Here is a 19559-nt window from a genome sequence, read left to right as displayed (position 1 = left end):
TCTCAGGCCGGGGCGTCGGCCAGGGCCACGTAGCCCTGGCCGTTGCCCCGCGCGCTTTCCAGGTCGCGCAGCGGCGACAGACCGAACTGGCGGCTGTACTCGCGGCTGAACTGGGAGGCGCTCTGGTAGCCCACGCGGTAGCCGGCGCTGCCCACGTCCAGCCGCTCCACCAGCATCAGGCGGCGCGCCTCCTGCAGGCGCAGGCGCTTCTGGTACTGCAGCGGCGTCATGGCGGTGACCAGGCTGAAGTGGTGGTGCAGGGACGAGGCGCTCATGCCCACCTGGCTGGCCAGGGCCTCGATGCGCAGCGGCTGCCTGTAGTTCTGGCGCAGCCAGGCGATGGCCTTGGCGATCTTGTTGCTGGGGCTGTTGGCCGAGGCGATGCGCAACAGGGCGGGGCCGTGCGGACCCGTGAGCAGGCGGTAGAGGATTTCCTGTTCGATCAGCGGCGCCATGGCCGCGATGTCCTGCGGGCGCTCGAGCAGGCGCACCAGGCGCAGCATGGCGTCGAGCAGCTCCAGCGGTGCCTTGTGCACGGCCACGCCGCGCGGGCTGTCGCCAGGCAAGGCTTCGCTGGGCAGGCTCACGCGCGACAGGACCTCCTGCAGGCGCGCGCCGTCGATGGCCATGCCCAGGCTCAGCTTGGGCCGCTCGGGCGTGGCCTGCACGATGCACGAGATGACGGGCAGGTCCAGCGTCACCACCAGGCAGTCGCCGACGCCGTAGTGGTAGACCTCCTCGCCCAAGGTGAGGCGCTTGGCGCCCTGCGTGACCAGCGCGAAGCAGGGCCACTGCGCCGTGTGCATGGGCAGCGAGGGCGAGCTCTGGCGGGCGAAGAACAGGTGGTCCACCGCGGTGGGTGTGAGGCCGTCGCGGTCGGTGGATCGGGCAATGATGCCGTTGATCTCGCTCAGGTAGTCGTCGGGCTTGAGCATGGGGCCTTCATTCGTGGGGGGGGCGCCGGGATGATCCCGCAAATGACCCGATCCTCCATGCCAGTGGGGTCAAACGGACGCGGGTTCGCAGGATCGGGCAAGCCCGGCGGAGGATCGTGGCAGCCGCCCGTCGGGCTGTCGCACGGCCCTGGTCACAATCGCTCCCTCCGATCCGTCTGGCGCGTCATGAACGATCACTCCCTGGACAGCTTCCTTCGCCTGCGGCCCCGGCTGCGTGGCATCGCCTACCGCATGCTGGGCTCGGCCGCCGACGCCGACGAGGTGGTGCAGGACGCCTGGCTGCGCTGGCACGGCACCGACCCTGCGGCGGTGGCCAACGCCGAGGCCTGGCTGGTCTCCGTCACCACGCGCCTGGCCATCGACCGGCTGCGCGCGGCGCAGTCGCGGCGCGAGCAGTACGTGGGCACCTGGCTGCCCGAGCCCATCCTCACCGAGGCCGAGGCGCCGCACACGCCCGAGCAGATGCTGGAGCGGGCCGACCAGCTCTCGCTCGCTTTCCTCGCGGTGCTCGAGCGCCTGGCGCCCGAGGCGCGCGCGGCCTTCCTGCTGCGCGACATCTTCGAGGCCGAGTACGGCGAGGTGGCGGCGGCGCTGGGCAAGAGCGAGGCGGCCTGCCGCCAGCTGGTGCACCGCGCGCGCACCCTGCTCAAGGACGGGCGCGCGCGCCAGACCGTGCCACCCGAGGACCAGCGGCGCCTGCTGAGCGCCTTCGCCGAGGCGGCGTCGCGCGGCGACATCAGCGGCCTGAAGGCCGTGCTGGCCGAGGACGCGCGGCTCATCAGCGACGGCGGTGGCAAGGTGCCCAGCTTCGGCGTGCCCCTGCTGGGCGGCCAGCGCATCGCGCAGCTCTACCTGGCCACCAGCCTGCGCTTCGCGGGCCGCGTGCACTACGAACTGGCCCCGCTCAACGGCGAATGGGGCCTGCTGCGCTTCATCGACGGCGCGCTGGAGTCGGCGCAGGCGCTGCGGATCGAGGACGGTCGCGTCGTTGGCATCCATGTGCAGCGCAACCCCGACAAGCTGCGGCACATCGCGCAGGCACTGGGTCACGCGCAACTGGACCCGTCGGTCACGAACTACGTCACAGGAGACGGCGCCGCTTCGTCTTGAGGGGTGAAGGCTTCCTTCATTCCTTCTGACAACGAAAGGTGATTCCCGTGAACGCTCCCCGTCTCCCCTGGACCGAGATCGCGCCCAAGACCTACCAGGCCATGGCCGCCGTCAAGGCCAGCACCCTGCGCTCCACGCTGGGCAAGGGCCTGATGTCGCTGATGGACCTGCGCGTGTCGCAGATCAATGGCTGCGCCTTCTGCGTCGACATGCACACGCGCGAGCTGCGCCAGCACGGCGAGGCCTGGCAGCGCATCAACAGCCTGTGCACCTGGCGTGAGACGGTGCTGTACAGCCCGCGCGAACGCGCGGCGCTGGCCTGGGCCGAGGCATTGACGCGCCTGCCGGACGGGCACGCGGGCCACGACAGCGCCTTCGACGCGCTGCGCGACCACTTCAACGACCAGGAGATCGTTGAACTCAGCTGGACCATCGCCCAGATCAACACCTGGAACCGCATGGCCGTGGGCATGCACGCGCCGCTGCCCGACAAGCCGATCGAATAACGGTAGCCGCTGCGCTTAAGCGGTCCCGCGCGCGTTGGCCAGCAGAACTTCGGCCAGGCGCTGCGCGGCCGGGCCGGCGCCCTCGCGGTCCCCGAACACCAGGTACAGGTCGGCGAAGCGCTCGCCGCCGCGCCGCATGGGCAGGGGCTTGAGCCGGCCCGCGTCCAGGTCCGGGCGGATCAACTCCTCGGGCAGCCAGGCGAAGCCGTGGCCGCCGCGCGCGGCCTCGATGGAGGTGGAGATGTGGCTCACCGTCCAGCGGCGCGGCGTCTGCACCGCCGGCTCGTGGCCGCGCTGCGGACTGGTCTCGCGCACCACCAGGTGGCGGTGCTGGCGCAGGTCGCGCAGCGTGACGGCGCGGCCCAACTGGTGCAGGGAGTGGTCCGGGTGGGCCACCAGCAGGAAGCGCACGCGCATCAGGTGCTGACCCTCATAGCCCGTGGGCACGGTGCCGTAGATGGCGATGTCGATGCCGCCTTCTTCCAGCAGCGAGCTGCGGTGGCCCAGCACGGCCTCCACCACCTCGACGCGCGTGTGTTCGGCGCTCTGGCCGAAGCGCTCCAGGCAATCGAACAGGCGCCGGTTGGGGTAGATCACTTCCACCGCCAGCCGCAGCTCGGCCTCCCAGCCCAGCGACAGGCAGGCCGAGGCCGATTCCAGCGCGGCGGCCTCGGCCACCAGGTAGCGCGCGCGCTGGTACAGCTGCTCGCCGGTGGGCGTGAGCCGTGCCTTGCGGCCCTCCAGCTCGAACACCTGCACGCCAAGCTGCGCCTGGATCTGCTGCACCGCGTAGGTGACGGAGGACTGGCTGCGGCTGAGCTGCTCGGCCGCGCGCGCGTAGCCGCCGGCCTCCACCACGGCCACCAGGGCGTTCCATTGATCAAGGGTGACGCGGGGGTGGGCCATGGCTTTTATTATCGATTGAGTAGATGGTTTTGAGCGGAATTTTGCGCTTTTTAATTCAATTCGTCGATGTTTCAATGGCGCATCCCAACAAGGAACCCGCCATGAAAACCCTGCTCCTGATCCGCTCCAGTCTCCTGCTCGGCAACGGCCAGTCCAACCGCCTGGCCGACCGCTACGTCGCCGCCTGGCAGGCCGCCCACCCCGAGGGCCGCGTCGTCGTGCGCGACCTCGCGACCCACCCCGTGCCGCACCTGGACCTGGCGCGCGTGGGCGCCTTCTCCACGCCAGCCGAGCAGCGCACGCCCGAACAGCAGGCCCTGGTGGCCGAGTCCGACGCGCTCATCGCCGAGCTGCAAAGCGCCGATGTGGTGGCGCTGGGCCTGCCGCTCTACAACTTCGGCATCCCGTCCACGCTCAAGGCCTACTTCGACCACATCGCCCGTGCCGGTGTCACCTTCCGCTACACCGCGGCCGGCGCCGAGGGCTTGGTCAAGGGCAAGCAGGTGCTGGTGTTCGCTGCGCGCGGCGGTCTCTACCAGGGCCAGCCGCACGATACGCAGACGCCCTACGTGCGCAACTTCCTGGGCTTCCTGGGCATGACGGACGTGCGCTTCGTCTTCGCCGAGGGCCTGAACATGGGCGAGGAACCGCGCCGCGAAGGCCTGCGCGCCGCCGAGGCGGACATCGACGCGCTGCTGGAGCCGGTGGCCGCCTGAGCGCCGCAGCCGCTCAGGTGGCGCCGGCGGCCGAGCGGCCCAGGTGCTGCACCAGCGCGCGCAGCAGTGGCGCCGCGGCGGGCGTGAGCGGCGCGCCGCGGCGTGCGATCGAGAAGAACTCCATGGCCACCATGGGTTGGCCCATGCGGTGCACGTCCACCGCATAGCGCCGGCAGGTGCTGGCCACGAAGGCCGGAAGCACCGCCACGCCCTGGCCGGCCTCGGCCATCGCGATCAGCGTGTGCAGGTGGGCGAACACCGGCCGATCCTCGCGCGGCAGCGCGGGCGCGAGGCGGGCGTCCACGAGCTGCTGGATCGCGTTGTCCGCGGGCAGCGCCAGCAGCGGCAGCGCCCGCAAAGCGGCCCAGCTCAAGGTGCCGCGGCCATTGAGGGCGGCGGTCAGCGCGCCGCGCGCGCCCACGGCCACCAGCGGCAAGCGCAGCAGCAGCTCGCGCGTGGTGGTGGGTGACTCGCGCAGCAGCACACCCACGCCCACATCCACTTCGCCGCGCTCCACCATCGGCTGGATCTGTCGGCGGTCCACGTCCTTCACCACCACGCGGATGTCGGGGTGCGTGCGCGCGAGCTCGTGGCAGGCCTGCGGCAGAACGTCGGCCGCGACCAGGGGGGTGGCCGCCAGGTGCACGGTGCGCGCGGCGTCGGCCGACAGCTGGCTCAGTTGGTCGGCGACCTCACGGAAGTCGCGCAGCGTGCGCTCGGCCAGCGGCAGCAGGCGCTCGCCTCCCAGGGTGAGCGACACCGAACGCGTGGTGCGCTCGAACAGCCGGCAGTCGAGCTGGGCCTCCATGTCGCGCAGCATCAGGCTCAGTCCGGCCTGGGTGATGTGGATCTGTTCCGCCGCGCGCGTGAGGTTGCGCCAGCGCGCGATGGCGGCGAAAGCCTCAAGTTGGCGCAGACTCAGATTCATAAGTTATCAATATTAATTGATCAGATAACAAAACTTCCCTTGTGGAATTCGCCTGGTTCCAATGGCAGCTCTTCAACGAGAGGTGCGCATGGCGAAGGACATCAGCGTCGCGGTGGTCGGCGCGGGCATTGGCGGGTTGACGGCGGCGCTGGCGCTGCTGCGAGCGGGCATCGACGTCGAGGTGTTCGAACAAGCCACGCGCTTCGGCGATGTGGGCGCAGGCATCCAGATGAGCGCCAACGGCACGCGCTGCCTGTTCGACCTGGGACTGGAAGAACCGTTGCGTGCCGTGGCAAGCGTGCCGGCGGGCAAGCAGATCCGGCTCTGGAGCACGGGGCAGCGCTGGACCCTGTTCGACCTGGGGGAGCGCTCGGTGGAACGCTATGGCTTTCCCTACCTGATGCTGCACCGTGCCGACCTGCACGCGGTGCTGGTGCAGGCGGTGCGTGCGCTCAAGCCCGACGCCATCCGCCTGGGCGCCCAGGTCCAGGATCATCACGAGCGCGAAGAGCGGGTCTGGGTGAAGGCCGAGGGCGCACCGATCGCCGGCTTCGACGCGCTGGTCGGCGCCGACGGCATTCATTCCCATTGCCGCGCGCGCCTGTTCGGCGCCGCCACGCCCTGGTTCACCGGGTGCATGGCCTGGCGCGGCCTGGCGTCGGCGAAAGACCTGCCCGACCACCTGTCGGCGCCCGTGGGAACCAACTGGGTCGGGCCGGGTGCGCACGTCATCACCTACCCGGTGCGGCGCGGCGAACTGATCAACGTCGTGGGCGTGGTCGAGCGCGGCGACTGGACGCACGAATCCTGGAACAGTCCCGGCCGCGTGGAAGACTGCTTGAGGGATTTCCGGGGCTGGCACGAGGACGTGCAGCGATTGCTCCGCGCCATCGAAACGCCGTACCAATGGGCGCTGCTGGGCCGCGACCCCATGCCCCGCTGGAGCAAGGGCCGCGCGACCTTGCTGGGCGATGCCTGCCACCCGACGCTGCCTTTCCTGGCGCAGGGAGCGATGATGGCCATCGAAGATGGCGTGGTGCTCGCGAGATGCCTGGCGGCGTCGCCGCGGGACCCGGCGTCCGCCTGGCGACGCTATGAGTCGCTGCGCCACGAGCGGACGGCGCGCATCGTGCGCGGCTCCGCCGACAACGCGCGGCGCTTCCACAACCCCGAACTCGCCCATGCCGAAGGGGCTGCCGCCTACGTCGACCGCGAATGGTCGCCCGAACAGGTGAGCCGCCGCTACGACTGGCTCTTTGCCTACGACGCCGCGCGCGCCGCCGACGCAGCGGACACGGCGGTTCGCACCTGAGCGCGCGTTTGCGCCTCCCGCTGTGATCTGTCAAGAGGGGAATCTACATGTTGCTACGTCAACGTTGAGGTAGCAACATCATTTCCACAACAACCAGATCCGGCAGGGAAGGCGCGGCATTCGCCGCAACCACCAAAGCCTGTTCAAACCCCAGGAGACAGACATGATCCGCAGACGCAGCCTTCTCAAGACCGGTGCCGCCGCCGCGGTGGCCGGGCCCATCTTCCAAAGCTTCTCCCAGCAGGCGGTGAGCCTGCGCATGCACACGTTCATGGCGCCCACGTCCAACGTCTGGACGATCATGCTCAAGCCCTGGATGGACAAGGTGGAGAAGGAGTCGGGCGGACGCATCCGGTTCGAGGGCTACCCCGCCATGCAACTGGGCGGCACGCCGCCCCAGCTCTACGACCAGGCGCGCGACGGGGTGGCCGACATCGTGTGGACGCTGCCGGGCTACACGCCGGGCCGCTTCGTGCGCGGCGAGGTCTTCGAGCTGCCGTTCATGATGAACGAGGCCGGCGCCACCTCGCGTGCCTACTGGGAGTTCATCCAGACCCAGGCGCCCGACGAGTTCAAGGACACGAAGGTGCTTGCCCTGCATGTGCATGGCCGCGGGTCCTTTCATTCCACGCAGCAGATCAAGACGGTCGCCGACCTCAAGGGCATGAAGCTGCGCGCGCCCACGCGCCTCATCACGCGCCTGCTGGCCATGTACGGTGCGGTGCCCGTGGGCATGCCGCTGCCGGGCATTCCGGACGCGCTGTCCAAGGGGACCATCCAAGGCGTGGCGACGGCCTGGGACGTGGTGCCGTCGGTGAAGGTGCACGAACTCACCAAGTACTCGACCGAATTCGCCGATGACGTGCCGGCCTTCTATACGGGCACCTTCGTCATGGCCATGAACCGCGCCAAGTACGAGTCGCTGCCGCCAGACCTGAAGAAGGTGATCGATGCCAATTCGGGCATCGACACCTCGGCCCAGTTCGGGACCATCACGCAATCGAGTGACGCGATCGGTCGCAAGGCGGTGATGGACCGGGGCAATCCGATCTACACGATCCCAAAGGCCGAGGCGGCCGAGTTCATCCGCCTCGCCGGGCCGCTGAAGGATGAGTGGGTGGCCGACATGAACAAGCGCGGTTACGACGGGCAGAAGCTGCTGGCCTCGGCCAAGTCGCTGATCGCCAAGTACGCCAAGACCTGAAGCCGCCCGCGGGGCGGAGGAATGAGAGAAAGGACCTTCCCATGTTCATCCTGAACACCTGGTACATCGCGGCCTGGGGCCACGAGATCGCCGACAAGCCGCTGGCGCGGCGCATCTGCGACCAGCCCGTCGTGCTGTTCCGTGACCTGAAGACAAAGCAGATCGCGGCGCTGGAGGACAAGTGCTGCCACCGCGCGGCACCGCTGTCCATGGGTGTGGTGGTCGAGAGCGGCCTGCAGTGCGGCTACCACGGCGTGGTGCACGACTGCGCCGGCCGCTGCGTGCACATCCCTGGGCAGGACAAGATCCCCGCGCGCGCCAAGGTGCGCGCCTATCCCGTGGTGGAGAAAAACGAGTTCATCTGGATCTGGATGGGTGACCCCGAACTCGCGGACGAGTCGGCGATCGTCGATTACCCCTTCAACGACGACCACCGGAACTGGCCCCACCACCGCGGCTTCTATCACATCAAGGCGGGCTACATGCTCATGGTGGACAACCTGATGGACCTGACCCATCTGGGCTACGTGCATGGTTCCACCATCGGCGGGAATCCGCAGACGCACGTGGAAGCCTTGATGGATGTGACCAAGACCGAGGACAGCCTGAAGTACGTGCGCTGGATGCTCAACTCGGTGCCGCCGCCGACCTACCTGGCCGCCGTGCCCTTCAAGGGGCGGGTGGACCGCTGGCAGGAGTTTGAGTTCTCGCCGCCGAGCAACGTGCTGCAGTGGAGCGGCGCGGTGGACGCCGGCACCGGCGCGCGGGAGAACGGCAACCGTTCGGGCGGCTTCTCGCTGCGCATCTTCCACGGCCTCACGCCCGAGACCGAAAACACCTGCTTCTACTTCTACGCGCCGGCCAATGGCTACCGACCCGAGGATGAGGCGGCGACGGCCGCCCTGATGGACCACATCTCGGAGGCCTTCATGGAAGACAAGCTGATCTGTGAAGGCCAGCAGGCGAGGCTCGACGAGCTGGGCGACGGTGGTCTGGTGGACATCGTCTCCGACGCCACGCGCGTGCAGCTGCGCCGCATCATCCGGCGCATGGCCGAGGCGGAGGCGCGTCAGAACGCCGCGCGCGCGCAAGAGGCGGTGCCGCGCGCGGCCGTGCCGCAGACCTGAGCGGGCGGTCGCGGACATGCAGGCTTTGCGTTTGCGCGTGGCGCGCAAGTCCCGGGAGGCGGCCGGCGTGGCCGCCTTCGAATTGCGCTCGCTCGATGGTTCGGCGCTGCCGCCCTTCACGGCGGGCGCGCACGTGGATGTGCTGCTGCGCGAGGGTCTGGTTCGCCAGTACTCGCTGTGCAATGCGCCCTGGGAGCGCGACCGCTATGTGCTGGGCGTGCAGCGCAAGGTCGACTCGCGCGGCGGCTCCGTCGCCATGCACGACGAGGTGCATGAGGGCGCCATCGTGGACATCGGCCTGCCGCGCAACCTGTTTTCCATGGCACCGGCGAAGCGATCGCTGCTGTTTGGCGCGGGCATTGGCATCACCCCGTTGCTGTCCATGGCCGAAGTGCTGCACGCGAGCGGGCGGGCCTTTGAACTGCACTACAGCGCGCGCTCGCCCGAGCAGGCGGCGTTTCGCGCGCGGCTGGCCGCCGCAGCCTACGCCGATCGCGTGCGCTTTCACTTCAGCACGGGCCCAGGCGCCAACCGGCTGGAACTGCCACCGCTGCTGGCCACGCCCGATCCCGAGGCGCGGCTCTATGTCTGCGGCCCCCCCGGCTACATCGGCGACATCACCGACTTTGCCGCCGCGCACGGCTGGCGCGCGGACCAGGTGTGCGTCGAGCGGTTTGGCGCCACCACCGCCAGCAGCGGGGGCGATCGGGCCTTCGATGTCGTGCTGGCGCGCAGCGGGCGGCGTTTCACCATCGCGCCGGGTCAGGCCATTCACGAGGTGTTGCTCAGCGAAGGCGTGGAGGTGCCGCTGTCCTGCGAGCAAGGGGTCTGCGGCACCTGCCTGACGCGGGTGCTGTCCGGCGTGCCGGACCATCGCGACAGCTTCCTGGACGCCAGTGAGCACGCGCGAAACGACTGCATGACCGTGTGCTGTTCGCGCGCGACATCGCCCGAGCTGCTGCTCGACCTTTGATCCACGCCCATGACCGAAGCCGACATCGACATTCCCACCGCCGACGGCGCGATGAACACCCGCGTGGTGACGCCCGCCGGCGCCGGTCCGCACCCGGTGGTGCTGTTCTACATGGACGCCTTCGGCGTGCGCGAAGAGCTGCACGAGATGGCGCGACGCCTCGCCGCCGAGGGCTACCTGGTGCTGCTGCCCAACCTCTATTACCGAGAGACGCGCCGCTTCGTCATGAAGCCGGGCGAAGAGGGCATGAACGAGATGCGCGCCATGATGGGGCGGCTGGACATCGGGGCCGTCAACCGCGACACCCAGGCCCTGTTGAATGCCCTGGAGACCCTGCCCGCTGCCGATGCGCGCCGCGTGGGCGCGGTGGGCTACTGCATGAGCGGACCCTTCGTGTTCGCAGCGGCCACCGAGCACCCGGACCGGATCGCCGCCATCGCGTCCATTCACGGGGCGAACATGGTGACCGAGCGCGCCGACTCGCCGCACCGCATGGCCGAGCGCTTGCGCTGCGAGACCTATGTGGCCTGTGCCGAAGTGGACAAGTGGGCGTCGGCCGCCGACATGGCTGTGCTGGAAGGTCGGCTGCGGGCCAGTGGCGCGCCGTTCCGGCTGGAGTGGTACCCGGGCGCGCAGCATGGTTTCGTGTTCCCTTCGCGCAGCGGCGCCTACGAGCGTGCGAGCGCCGAACGCCATTGGCAGCGCCTGTTCGATCTCTTCGGGCGCCGGCTCTGAGAGGCTGGGGCGCACCGCGCCCCAACCCTTCAGCCCACGCGCCGCACCGCGGGCCGGGCCGCCACGGCCTGCAGCCAACGATCGATCGCCGGCGTGTCGCCGAGTTGGCCGTCCGAGAGCTGCTTCACGCGCTGCAGCCAGCCCGCCGTCGAGCAGAAGGTGGGAATGTCCGCAATCGAGTACTCACCGCAGATGTACTCGTTCGCCTGCAGGCGCCGCTCCAGCACCTTGAACAGGCGCACCGCCTCGGTGGTGAAGCGCTCCACCGTGCCGGGCACCGGCACGGGCAGGTCCGCGTAGTGGTGCAGTTGCGGCAGCGTGCCGCCCACCGAGCCCGTGCCCCAGACCAGCCAGGCCAGCACGTCAAAGCGCTTCGCGCCCGCGGCGGGCAGGAGCCGGCCGCTCTTTTCCGCCAGGTAGGTGAGGATGGCCGCCGTCTCGAACACGGGCACCTCGCCTTGCGGCGTGTGGTCCACGATGGCGGGAATCTTGTTGTTCGGCGAGATCGCGAGAAAGGCCGGGTCGAACTGTTCGCCCTTGGTGATGTCGATCTTGCGCGTGTCGTAGGCCTCGCCGGACTCCTCCAGCATGATCTGCGCCTTGCGGCTGTTCGGGCCGGGGTAGGTGTAGAAGGTGATCACGCCCGCTCCTCAGCCCGCCACGGTCTTGGAATCGATCAGCTCGATCTTGTAGCCGTCGGGGTCTTGCAGGAACGCCAGGTGCAGCGTGTCGTTCTTCATCGGGCCGGCCTCGCGAATGATGTGGGCGCCCTTGGCCTTGAGGTCCGCGCAGGTGGCGTAGATGTCGTCCACCGCGATGGCGATGTGGCCATAGCCGCTGCCCAGCTCGTAGGGCTTGTCCTGGTCCCAGTTGTGGGTCAGCTCGATCACCGCGTGGTCGATCTCGGCGCCATAGCCCACGAAGGCCAGGGAGAAGCGGCCTTCGGGATAGTCCTTGCGGCGCAGCAGCTTCATGCCCATCAGGCGCGTGTAGAAGTCCAGCGACCGCTCCATGTCCTTCACGCGGATCATGGTGTGCATCACGCGGTGCCGGGGCTGGTGGCCCGGCGTCGTTTCCGTCTGGCTCATGTCTGTCTCCGTTCAATGGGGGAAGGCCGGATCGCGCGCCTTTCCGTGGGTGGTGGTCACCTCTTGATGTTGCAATTGCAACGTTGAGGTGGCAACATTATGCGAAGAATTCAGACAACCGCCAACTACCTTTTCGAGGAGACACGCATGGCCATGGCCATCCCGTTCAAGCACGTCACCGACGACGCCATGCTGGATCGCATCGCGCGGCAGGTGGCCGAATACCGCTGGCCCCGCACGCCCGCGGGCGCCAGCTGGCCGCAGGGCGCCGATCCGGCGACCATGCGGTACATCGTTCAACGCTGGCGCGACGGCTTCGACTGGCGCGCGCAAGAGGCCAGACTCAACGAGCGGCCTCAGTTCCAGGCGAGCGTGGCCGATCTGCGCCTGCACTTCGTGCACCAGCGGGCCGCGGCGAAGGCGGAACGCCTGCCGGTGTTGCTGATGCACGGTTGGCCGGGTTGCTATCTGGAGTACCTCGATGTCGCGGACCGGCTGGTGGCCGCCGGCCACGACGCGGTGGTCGTGTCCCTGCCCGGCGCGGGACATTCGGACGCGCCCGAGCAAGCCATGGGGCCGCGCGCCATGGCGGGCCTGATGCACCGCCTGATGACCGAGGTGCTGGGCTGCCCGCGCTACCTGGCGCACGGCGCCGACTGGGGCTCCCTCATCGCGGGCTGGCTGGGCTTCGAGCACCCGCAGGCGTGCGCGGGCGCGCACATGACCATGGTGAGCCCGCGCTTCGTCGCCGGCGCGGCGACCGCGCCACAGGAGCAGCAATGGCTGGCGGCCTTTCGCGAGCGCTTCGAGGACGATGGCGCCTACTTCCGCCTGCAGACCTCGCGCCCCCTCACCGCCGGCTATCTGCTCAACGACAACCCGGTCGGTCTGCTGGCCTGGATGCTGGAGAAGTTCGCCGCCTGGGGCGACCCGCTCGAGGCCGGCCAGCCGGCGGCGTTCCAAACGCCCGAGCGCGCCGACCGCTTGCTGCGCAACGTGATGCTCTACCTGGTCACCGGCAGCGCGGCCACGTCCACCTGGATTTACCGAGGCCTGACCACCGAAGGCCCGCCCGGCTACCCCGGCGGTCAGCGCGTGGAGGTGCCGGTGGCGATCGCCGCCACGCGCGACCCCATGTTCCAGCTGCCGCCGCGCAGCCTGGTGGAAAAGGCCTACCGCGTCACCCGATGGACCGAGCTGGCGGGGGGAGGGCACTTTCCGGGCTATGAAGTCCCCGACGCGCTCGGCGAAGACATCCGCGCATTCGCCGCCGGCCTGTGAGCGCCCTGGGCGCCGCCGGGCCAGCTTGTACAGTACGTCTCTGTTGAATCCACGCTAGGGACTACTGAATGGCAACGTCGGTGAAAAAGGCCGCCACGGACCAGAGCAAGAAGAAGCGCGAGGTGCTCAATCTTGCCCACTACGTCACCTATTTCTTCACGGTCCTTGCGAACAAGCTGTCGAGCGGCGCCTCGCGGCTGTACCTCAAGCGCTTCGGCATCGGAATCATCGAGTGGCGGGTGATGGCCATGGTCGCGATCGAGCCCGACATCGCGCCGGCCCGCATCACGCAGATCATTGGTCTGGACAAGGCCTCGGTGAGCCGGGAATCGCGCCGGCTGGAAGAGAAGGGTTACCTGGCCGTGGCCGAAGACCCGAGCAACCAGCGCCGCAAGCTGCTGAGCCTCACGCCCCTGGGCTACGAACTGCACGACCGCATCATCCAGGTGGCGCTGGAGCGCGAGCGCCGCCTGCTGTCGGACCTGAGCCCCGACGAGGTGGAAACCCTGGTGGATCTGCTGCAGCGCACCACCGCCAAGATCCCTCACGTCAACGAGTTCGACCCGGGCTCAACGGCGGCGGCCACCACCAAGCCGCGGCACCGCAAAAACACCATGATGCGCTGAGCCAGCCCCCCGTCGGCTCGGCCGAGGCCGGTCGCCTTTTTGGGCGATCGGCCTTTTTTTATGCGTCTCCATTGAATGTGAGTGCAAGCTTCAGTCTTTGGTCTGAATCTAGGGTTTTCCCGATCTTCTGCAGAACTATGGTCCTATATAGTTCATCGCAGTTGGCGCAGATCAACGCACCCATCCACCACCAGATCCAGGAGACAAGATGTCCAGCACATTCGCTCGAAGGGCGGCATTCGCCGCCCTCGCCACCGCCGGGGCGCTGGTCGGCGGCCTGTTCGCCACCGCGGCCTCGGCCCAGGAAATCACCATCAAGTACGCCAACGTCATGGCGCCGGCGCACGACACCAGCAAGGGGGTGGACAAATTCGCCGAACTGGTGGCGAAGAAGTCCAACGGCCGGATCAAGGTGCAGCACTTCCCGGGCGGCCAGCTGGGCAGCGACAAGGAAACCTACGAGGCCGCGCAGCAGGGCCTGCTGCAGATCGCCGGCGGCTCGTACGCCAACCTCGTCACCATCACCCGCGCCTTCGAGGTGCTGCACCTGCCCTACATCTTCGACAGCCGCACCGAGGCGCACCGCGCGCTCGACTCGGCCAAGGTGCGCGAGGCCATCAACAAGGAGCTCGATCAGGTCGGCCTGCGCTGGCTGATGACCTTCGAATTCGGTTTCCGCGACATCAATACCACCAGCAAGAAGGTGCTGGAGCCCGGCGACCTGGGCGGCCTGAAGATCCGCGTCTCGCGCTCGCCGACGGAGGTGGGTGGCGTGAAGGCCTTCGGCGGCACGCCGGTCACCGTCGACTGGCCCGAGGTCTACAACGCGCTGCGCTTCAAGGTGGTCGATGGCGAAGCCCAGCCCTTCGGCACCATGGTCAGCGCCAAGCACCACGAGATCATCAAAGAGCACCTCGAGCTTGACTGGCAGTACTACGGCTTCGTGGGAATGATCAGCACCAAGCAGTGGAACGCCTATCCGCAGTGGGCGCGCAAGGTCATCGAAGAGGCCGCGACCGAGGCGGAGCAATACCACCGCCGCATCTGGGCCGAGGAAGACGAGAAGGCGAAGGCGGCCTACCTCAAGGCGGGCGGCCAGATCACCGTGCCCACGCCGGCCCAGCGGGCCCTGTGGGTGAAGGCGGGCCAAGGCATGTGGGGGTCGTCCGGCATCGACAAGGCCCTGATCGACCTGGTCCGCGCGGAGGCCACCGCCACCGCGCCCGCCGCCGGCGCCACCGCCGCCAAGTGAAGCCCCGGCCCCGCCCGGCGTTCGGGCGGGGCGCCACCCTAGGGATGCACCCCATGGAAAAGCTGCTCGATCGCGCCACCGCCGCGCTGGTGGCCCTGCTCGTCGCGACGATGGTCGCCGTCATCCTCGCCTCGGTGTTCACGCGCTACGTGCTCAACGACCCGCTGAGTTGGGCCGAGCAGGTGGCGAAGTACCTGATGATCTGGGCCGCCTTTCTCGGCGCCAGCATCGGCATCAAGGAGGGCGCGCACATCGCGGTGACCGTGCTGGTCGATGTGCTGCCGCCTTCGCTGCAGCGCCTCTGCTCCTACCTGGGGTACGCGCTCACCGCGGCTTTCCTGTCGGTGGCGCTGTACCAGGGCGTGCTGTTCACGAACAAGGTGCGGCCGCACTCCGACCCACTGGTGTGGGAGATGAGCATGGCCTGGGCCTACGCCGCCATCCCGGCCGGCTGCCTGCTCATGCTGTTGCAGCTGGCCTTCGTGTTCTTCAAAGGCGATGGCGGCCAGAAGATGTCTTCCTCCGCCAGCATGACATGAGCCCGGCGCCTCCCCGCGGTCCGATGCCCTGCTTTCCCTTCATTCCTGTCTGACACGAGGTTGCTCATGGGTGCCACCCTGATGCTGACGTTCCTGGGCGTGCTCGCCATCGGCGTGCCCGTCGCCTTCGCCCTGGGCATCGCCGCCATGGTCATCTTCGCGGTGATCAATCCTTCGCTGCTGGCCCTGGTGCCGCAGCGCATCTTCACGGGCATGGACCTGTTCGCGCTGGTGGCCGTGCCCTTCTTCATCCTGGCCGGCGAGCTCATGGGCGGCTCGGGCATCCTGGACCGCATCATGGCCTTCTCGCGCATGGTGGCCGGCGGCATCCGCGGCAGCGTGGCGCAGGTCACCATCCTGGTGAGCATGATCTTCGGCTGGATCAATGGCTCGGGCGTGGCAGGCGCCAGCGCCGTGGGTTCGATGATGATCCCCACGGCGACCAGGCAGTACGGCAACGCGGGCTTCGCCTGCGCGGTCACCGCCTGCGCCTCGACGGTGGGGCCCATCATTCCGCCGTCGGTGCCGATGATCATCTACGCCCTGGTGGCGCAGAACGTCTCGGTGGGCGCGCTGTTCGCCGCCGGCGTGGTACCGGGCCTGCTGATCGGCCTGGGGATGATGGCCATCGTGTACCTCATCGCGCGCCGCCGCAACTACCCGGCCGACGGTGGCCACTACACCCTGGGCCAGCGCTTCGTGATCTCGCGCCAGTTTCTGGTGGCCCTGTTGCTGCCGCTGATCATGGTGGGCGGCATCGTCTCCGGGGCCTTCACCCCGGTGGAGTCGGGCGCCATCGCCGTGCTCTACGCGATGCTGGTGGGCTTCTTCGTCACGCGCACCCTGGACCTGAAGGGGCTCTATGCCGCGCTGCGCAAAACCGGGGTGATCTCCTCGGTGGTGTTCCTGATGATGGGCGTGGCCAACGTCGCCGCCTGGATCATGACCACCGAGCAGGTGCCGCAGGCCGCGGCCGAGGCCATCCGCGCGTTCACCGACAACCCGCTGGTGTTCCTGCTGCTGGTCAACCTCATCCTGCTGGTCGTCGGCTGCCTGTTCGACACCGTGGCCGCGATGGTGATGTTCGGCCCCATCCTGATCCCCATGGCCGAGGCCTTCGGCATCGACCCGCTGCACTTCGGGGTGATCGTCTGCATCAACCTGATCATCGGCATGGTCACGCCACCCGTGGGCATCTGCCTGTTCGTGGTGTCGGGCATCGCCAAGACGCCGATCGAGCGCGTGGTCAGGGAGAGCCTGCCCTTTCTCTTCTGGCTGCTGGCGGTGCTGGCCATCGTCACCTACCTGCCGCAGAGCTACCTGTGGCTGCCCCGGCTGATGGGCTACGCCTGAGCGGCCGTCCTTCACGCCTTTGCCTCTATTCAACATGAACGACAACGCCTATCCCTCAAGCCTCGAACTGCTGGTGGCCGGCCAATGGCGCGGCCTGGCGGGCCGCGACAGCCTGCCGGTGGTCAACCCCGCCACGCAGCAGGAAATCGGCCGCCTGCCGGTCGCCACCGACGCCGACATCGACGAAGCCCTGGCCGCCGCGCAAGCGGCGTTCGAATCCTGGTCGCGCACCAGCGCCTGGCAGCGCGCCACGGTGCTGCACCAGGCCGCCAGGCTCATCGATGCGCGGCGCGATCGCATCGCCCATCTGCTGACACTCGAGAACGGCAAGCCGCTGGCCGACGCGCAGGGCGAGATCGACCGCGTGCTGGAGGCGCTGCAGTACTGCGCCGAAGAGGCCAAGCGCGCCTACGGCCGCATACTGCCGCCGCGCGCGCCGCTGCTGGTGCAGTCCACGGTCAAACGCGCCATCGGGCCGGTGGCCGCGCTGGTGCCCTGGAACTTCCCCGTCTTCCTGGCGGCGCGCAAGGTGGCGGCGGCGCTGGCGGCGGGCTGCACGGTGGTGCTCAAGCCCGCCGAAGAGACCCCGGCCGCCTGCGTCGAGCTCGTGCGCGCCTTCGTCGATGCCGGCGTGCCCCCGGGCGCGCTGAACCTGCTCTACGGGGTGCCGGCGCGCATTTCGCAGCGGCTGATCGCCTCGCCCGTGATCCGCAAGATCTCCTTCACCGGCTCGGTGCCGGTGGGCCGGCTGCTGGCCACGCAGGCCGCGCAGCACCTCAAGCCCTGCACCATGGAGCTGGGCGGGCACGCGCCGGTGATCGTGTTCGACGACGTGGATGTGGACAAGGCCGCGCGCGCCTGCGCGGCCTTCAAGTTCCGCAACGCCGGCCAGGTCTGCCTGTCGCCCAGCCGCTTCTATGTGCAGTCGGGCGTGCAGGAAGCCTTCACGCGCCGTCTCACCGAACTGGCCAAGGCCCTTCGCGTGGGCGACGGCCTGCTGCCCGACACGCAGATGGGGCCGCTGCAGAACGCGCGCCGCCTGGAGGCCGCCAGCCGCCTTGTCGAACAGGCGCACGGCGAGGGCGCGCGCGTCGAAACCGGCGGCGGCCGCCTGGGCCGCCAGGGCTTCTTCTTCGCGCCCACCGTGCTGAGCCAGGTGCCCGCCAGCGCACGCATCCTGGCCGAGGAGCCGTTCTGCCCGGTCGCGCCCATCGTGGGCTTCGACACCTTCGACGAGGCCATCGCCCAGGCCAACGCCACCGAGTTCGGGCTGGCGGCCTACGCCTTCACCCAGCGCCTGGACCGCGCCGCCGAATTCACCGAGCGCATCGAGGCCGGCTGGATCGGGGTCAACAGCTTCACGCCCTCGCTGTCGGACGCGCCCATCGGCGGCATGAAGGACAGCGGCCTCGGTTACGAGGGCGGCCCCGAGGGCCTGGACGCCTACATGCACATCCGCTTCATCAGCCAGGCCAACGCGCTGGCCTGATCGATCGACTTATCCAGGAGAACATCCCATGACCCACCAAGCCAAGGCCCAACCCCTGCGATTCACGGGGTACCAGCAACGCAACAAGCCCGGTCCCGACCTGGAGCTCACCAGCACCGAACCCGGCACGCCCATGGGCGAGTACATGCGCCGCTACTGGCAGCCGGTGTGCCTGTCCGAGGAACTGAAGGACGTGCCCAAGGCCATTCGCATCATGAGCGAGGACCTGGTGGTGTTTCGCGACAAGAGCGGCGACATCGGCGTCATGCACCGGCACTGCTCGCACCGCGGTGCCTCGCTCGAGTACGGGATCATCGCCGAGCACGGCATCCGCTGCTGCTACCACGGCTGGCACTACGGCATCGACGGCCGCCTGCTCGACGCGCCCTGCGAGGCCGACCCCACGCGCCTGAAGGAGACCGTCTGCCAGGGGGCCTACCCCGCCTTCGAGCGCCACGGCCTGGTGTTCGCCTACATGGGCCCGCCGGAATCGCAGCCGCCTTTCCCCGATTTCGACAGCTATGGCTTTCCCGCCGACACCAAGCTGGTGCCGTTCTCCAACGTCTACCCCTGCAACTGGCTGCAGGTGTACGAGAACATCATGGACCACATGCACACCGCCGTGCTGCACAACAAGATGGTGGTGGATGGCGTGGACGCGGCGGTGGCCGACGGTGTTTCGCTCGAAGGCTTTGGCGACATGCCCGTCATGCAGTGGGAGCCCACCCGAACGGGCAACGGCTGCGTCTTCGTGGCCGGCCGGCGCCTGCCCGACGACAAGGTCTGGGTGCGCATCACCGAGATGGTCTTCCCCAACTACCTGCAGATCGGCTCCCTGCTGCCGACCGCCGCGCGCGAGCGCCACGGCACCTCGGGCTGCACGCGCTGGAACGTGCCGGTGGACGACGAGCACATGATCATCTTCGGCTACCGCCACTTCAACAGCACGGTGGACCCGGATGGGCTCGGCGTGGAAGCGGACTGTGGCGTCGACAAGATCGACTTCCTGGAAGGCCAGACCGGCAACCGCAGCTACGAAGAAGGCCAGCGCGCCCCGGGCGACTGGGAGGCCCTGGTGAGCCAGCGCCCGATCGCCGTCCACGCCCTGGAACACCCCGGCAGCTCCGACGTGGGCGTGTACCTGTGCCGCAAGCTGTTGCGCGAAGCCGTGCGCGGCAAGTCGTCGCCCGACCCCTTGTACGAGCGCCTGATCGCCGAGGGCCGCAGCCTGCCGTTGTACGCGCAGGACAGCGTGCTGCACGCCGCGGAACTGCCGCGCGCCGAGGACCGCAAGCTCGTGCTCTCGCTCGGCAAGCGCGTGCTCGACATCATGCGAGCGGCGGACGACCTGCCCACGCCCGCGCAGCGCGACGCCTTCGTGCGCGAGCAGCTCGACCGCATCGACGGTGGCCTGCAGGCGGTGGGCCAGGCCGAGACCCAGGCGGGCTGATCCCGAGC

Annotated in this window: 20 protein-coding genes; 15 read left to right on the top strand and 5 right to left on the bottom strand. The window is 68.8% G+C overall.

The genetic code is table 11. The features are described from left to right. Positions 1 to 2: 2 nt before the first annotated feature. Complete coding sequence (locus SOM08_RS20405; protein WP_116960229.1) at positions 3 to 935, bottom strand: AraC family transcriptional regulator; 933 nt, start codon at positions 933 to 935, stop codon at positions 3 to 5. A gap of 186 nt (positions 936 to 1121) precedes the next feature. Between SOM08_RS20405 and SOM08_RS20400 the strand changes: the two genes are divergently transcribed. Both SOM08_RS20400 and SOM08_RS20395 read left to right on the top strand, forming a co-directional pair. Beyond that, complete coding sequence (locus SOM08_RS20400) at positions 1122 to 2066, top strand: RNA polymerase sigma-70 factor (protein WP_116960230.1); 945 nt, start codon at positions 1122 to 1124, stop codon at positions 2064 to 2066. Positions 2067 to 2113: 47 nt separating this feature from the next. Further along, entirely contained in the window at positions 2114 to 2572 is a 459-nt protein-coding gene (locus SOM08_RS20395; protein ID WP_322469619.1) for a carboxymuconolactone decarboxylase family protein, read from the top strand. A 15-nt stretch (positions 2573 to 2587) separates the two neighbouring features. Here SOM08_RS20395 and SOM08_RS20390 read toward each other — a convergent pair whose 3' ends face one another. After that, positions 2588 to 3478, bottom strand: coding sequence for a LysR family transcriptional regulator (locus tag SOM08_RS20390; RefSeq protein ID WP_322469618.1), 891 nt, complete (start codon positions 3476 to 3478; stop codon positions 2588 to 2590). Positions 3479 to 3579: 101 nt separating this feature from the next. Between SOM08_RS20390 and SOM08_RS20385 the strand changes: the two genes are divergently transcribed. Continuing rightward, complete coding sequence (locus SOM08_RS20385) at positions 3580 to 4194, top strand: FMN-dependent NADH-azoreductase (RefSeq protein WP_116960346.1); 615 nt, start codon at positions 3580 to 3582, stop codon at positions 4192 to 4194. 13 nt (positions 4195 to 4207) lie between these two features. Here SOM08_RS20385 and SOM08_RS20380 read toward each other — a convergent pair whose 3' ends face one another. Then, on the bottom strand, positions 4208 to 5122 hold the full coding sequence (locus SOM08_RS20380) for a LysR family transcriptional regulator (protein WP_322469617.1): 915 nt from the start codon (positions 5120 to 5122) through the stop codon (positions 4208 to 4210). A gap of 88 nt (positions 5123 to 5210) precedes the next feature. Here SOM08_RS20380 and SOM08_RS20375 point away from each other — a divergent pair, with 88 nt between their 5' ends. The 5 genes from SOM08_RS20375 to SOM08_RS20355 all read left to right on the top strand — a co-directional run bounded on the left by SOM08_RS20375 (position 5211) and on the right by SOM08_RS20355 (position 10473). Then, positions 5211 to 6434, top strand: a complete 1224-nt coding sequence (locus tag SOM08_RS20375) for an FAD-dependent monooxygenase (RefSeq protein ID WP_322469616.1) — start codon at positions 5211 to 5213, stop codon at positions 6432 to 6434. A 163-nt stretch (positions 6435 to 6597) separates the two neighbouring features. Then, on the top strand, positions 6598 to 7638 hold the full coding sequence (locus tag SOM08_RS20370; RefSeq protein ID WP_322469615.1) for a TRAP transporter substrate-binding protein: 1041 nt from the start codon (positions 6598 to 6600) through the stop codon (positions 7636 to 7638). A gap of 41 nt (positions 7639 to 7679) precedes the next feature. Beyond that, positions 7680 to 8765: an aromatic ring-hydroxylating dioxygenase subunit alpha gene (locus SOM08_RS20365; RefSeq protein ID WP_322469614.1), complete on the top strand. Its 1086-nt coding sequence runs from the start codon at positions 7680 to 7682 to the stop codon at positions 8763 to 8765. A gap of 16 nt (positions 8766 to 8781) precedes the next feature. Continuing rightward, positions 8782 to 9738, top strand: coding sequence for a PDR/VanB family oxidoreductase (locus SOM08_RS20360; RefSeq protein ID WP_322469613.1), 957 nt, complete (start codon positions 8782 to 8784; stop codon positions 9736 to 9738). Positions 9739 to 9747: 9 nt separating this feature from the next. Next, the gene (locus tag SOM08_RS20355; protein ID WP_322469612.1) at positions 9748 to 10473 is read left to right on the top strand and encodes a dienelactone hydrolase family protein; all 726 of its coding nucleotides are present in this window, start codon (positions 9748 to 9750) and stop codon (positions 10471 to 10473) included. A 29-nt stretch (positions 10474 to 10502) separates the two neighbouring features. Here the strand turns inward: SOM08_RS20355 and SOM08_RS20350 are convergent, their stop codons facing one another. Together SOM08_RS20350 and gloA are read right to left on the bottom strand one after the other, a co-directional pair. Beyond that, on the bottom strand, positions 10503 to 11114 hold the full coding sequence (locus tag SOM08_RS20350) for a glutathione S-transferase family protein (protein ID WP_116960239.1): 612 nt from the start codon (positions 11112 to 11114) through the stop codon (positions 10503 to 10505). 9 nt (positions 11115 to 11123) lie between these two features. Further along, positions 11124 to 11561 (bottom strand): lactoylglutathione lyase, encoded by a 438-nt coding sequence (gloA, locus tag SOM08_RS20345; RefSeq protein ID WP_116960240.1) that lies wholly within the window; start codon positions 11559 to 11561, stop codon positions 11124 to 11126. Positions 11562 to 11708: 147 nt separating this feature from the next. Between gloA and SOM08_RS20340 the strand changes: the two genes are divergently transcribed. From SOM08_RS20340 to SOM08_RS20310, 7 genes are all read left to right on the top strand, one after another. Beyond that, a complete protein-coding gene (locus SOM08_RS20340) occupies positions 11709 to 12842 on the top strand; it encodes an epoxide hydrolase family protein (RefSeq protein ID WP_181936542.1) in 1134 nt (377 codons plus the stop codon). Positions 12843 to 12910: 68 nt separating this feature from the next. Next, positions 12911 to 13468 carry a MarR family winged helix-turn-helix transcriptional regulator gene (locus tag SOM08_RS20335; protein WP_116960242.1) on the top strand — a complete coding sequence of 186 codons (558 nt, stop codon included), beginning with the start codon at positions 12911 to 12913 and terminating at the stop codon, positions 13466 to 13468. 208 nt (positions 13469 to 13676) lie between these two features. Beyond that, positions 13677 to 14720, top strand: a complete 1044-nt coding sequence (locus SOM08_RS20330) for a TRAP transporter substrate-binding protein (protein WP_322469611.1) — start codon at positions 13677 to 13679, stop codon at positions 14718 to 14720. Positions 14721 to 14773: 53 nt separating this feature from the next. Continuing rightward, positions 14774 to 15259 (top strand): TRAP transporter small permease, encoded by a 486-nt coding sequence (locus tag SOM08_RS20325; RefSeq protein WP_181936543.1) that lies wholly within the window; start codon positions 14774 to 14776, stop codon positions 15257 to 15259. 66 nt (positions 15260 to 15325) lie between these two features. After that, the gene (locus tag SOM08_RS20320; RefSeq protein WP_116960245.1) at positions 15326 to 16612 is read left to right on the top strand and encodes a TRAP transporter large permease; all 1287 of its coding nucleotides are present in this window, start codon (positions 15326 to 15328) and stop codon (positions 16610 to 16612) included. 34 nt (positions 16613 to 16646) lie between these two features. Continuing rightward, entirely contained in the window at positions 16647 to 18101 is a 1455-nt protein-coding gene (locus SOM08_RS20315) for an NAD-dependent succinate-semialdehyde dehydrogenase (RefSeq protein WP_322469610.1), read from the top strand. 28 nt (positions 18102 to 18129) lie between these two features. Then, positions 18130 to 19551: a Rieske 2Fe-2S domain-containing protein gene (locus SOM08_RS20310; protein ID WP_322469609.1), complete on the top strand. Its 1422-nt coding sequence runs from the start codon at positions 18130 to 18132 to the stop codon at positions 19549 to 19551. Positions 19552 to 19559 lie beyond the last annotated feature (8 nt).

It is taken from the genome of Hydrogenophaga sp. SNF1 (assembly GCF_034421675.1).
Classification (GTDB): Bacteria; Pseudomonadota; Gammaproteobacteria; order Burkholderiales; family Burkholderiaceae_C; genus Hydrogenophaga; species Hydrogenophaga borbori.
This window is presented reverse-complemented; position numbering and strand designations above follow the sequence as displayed.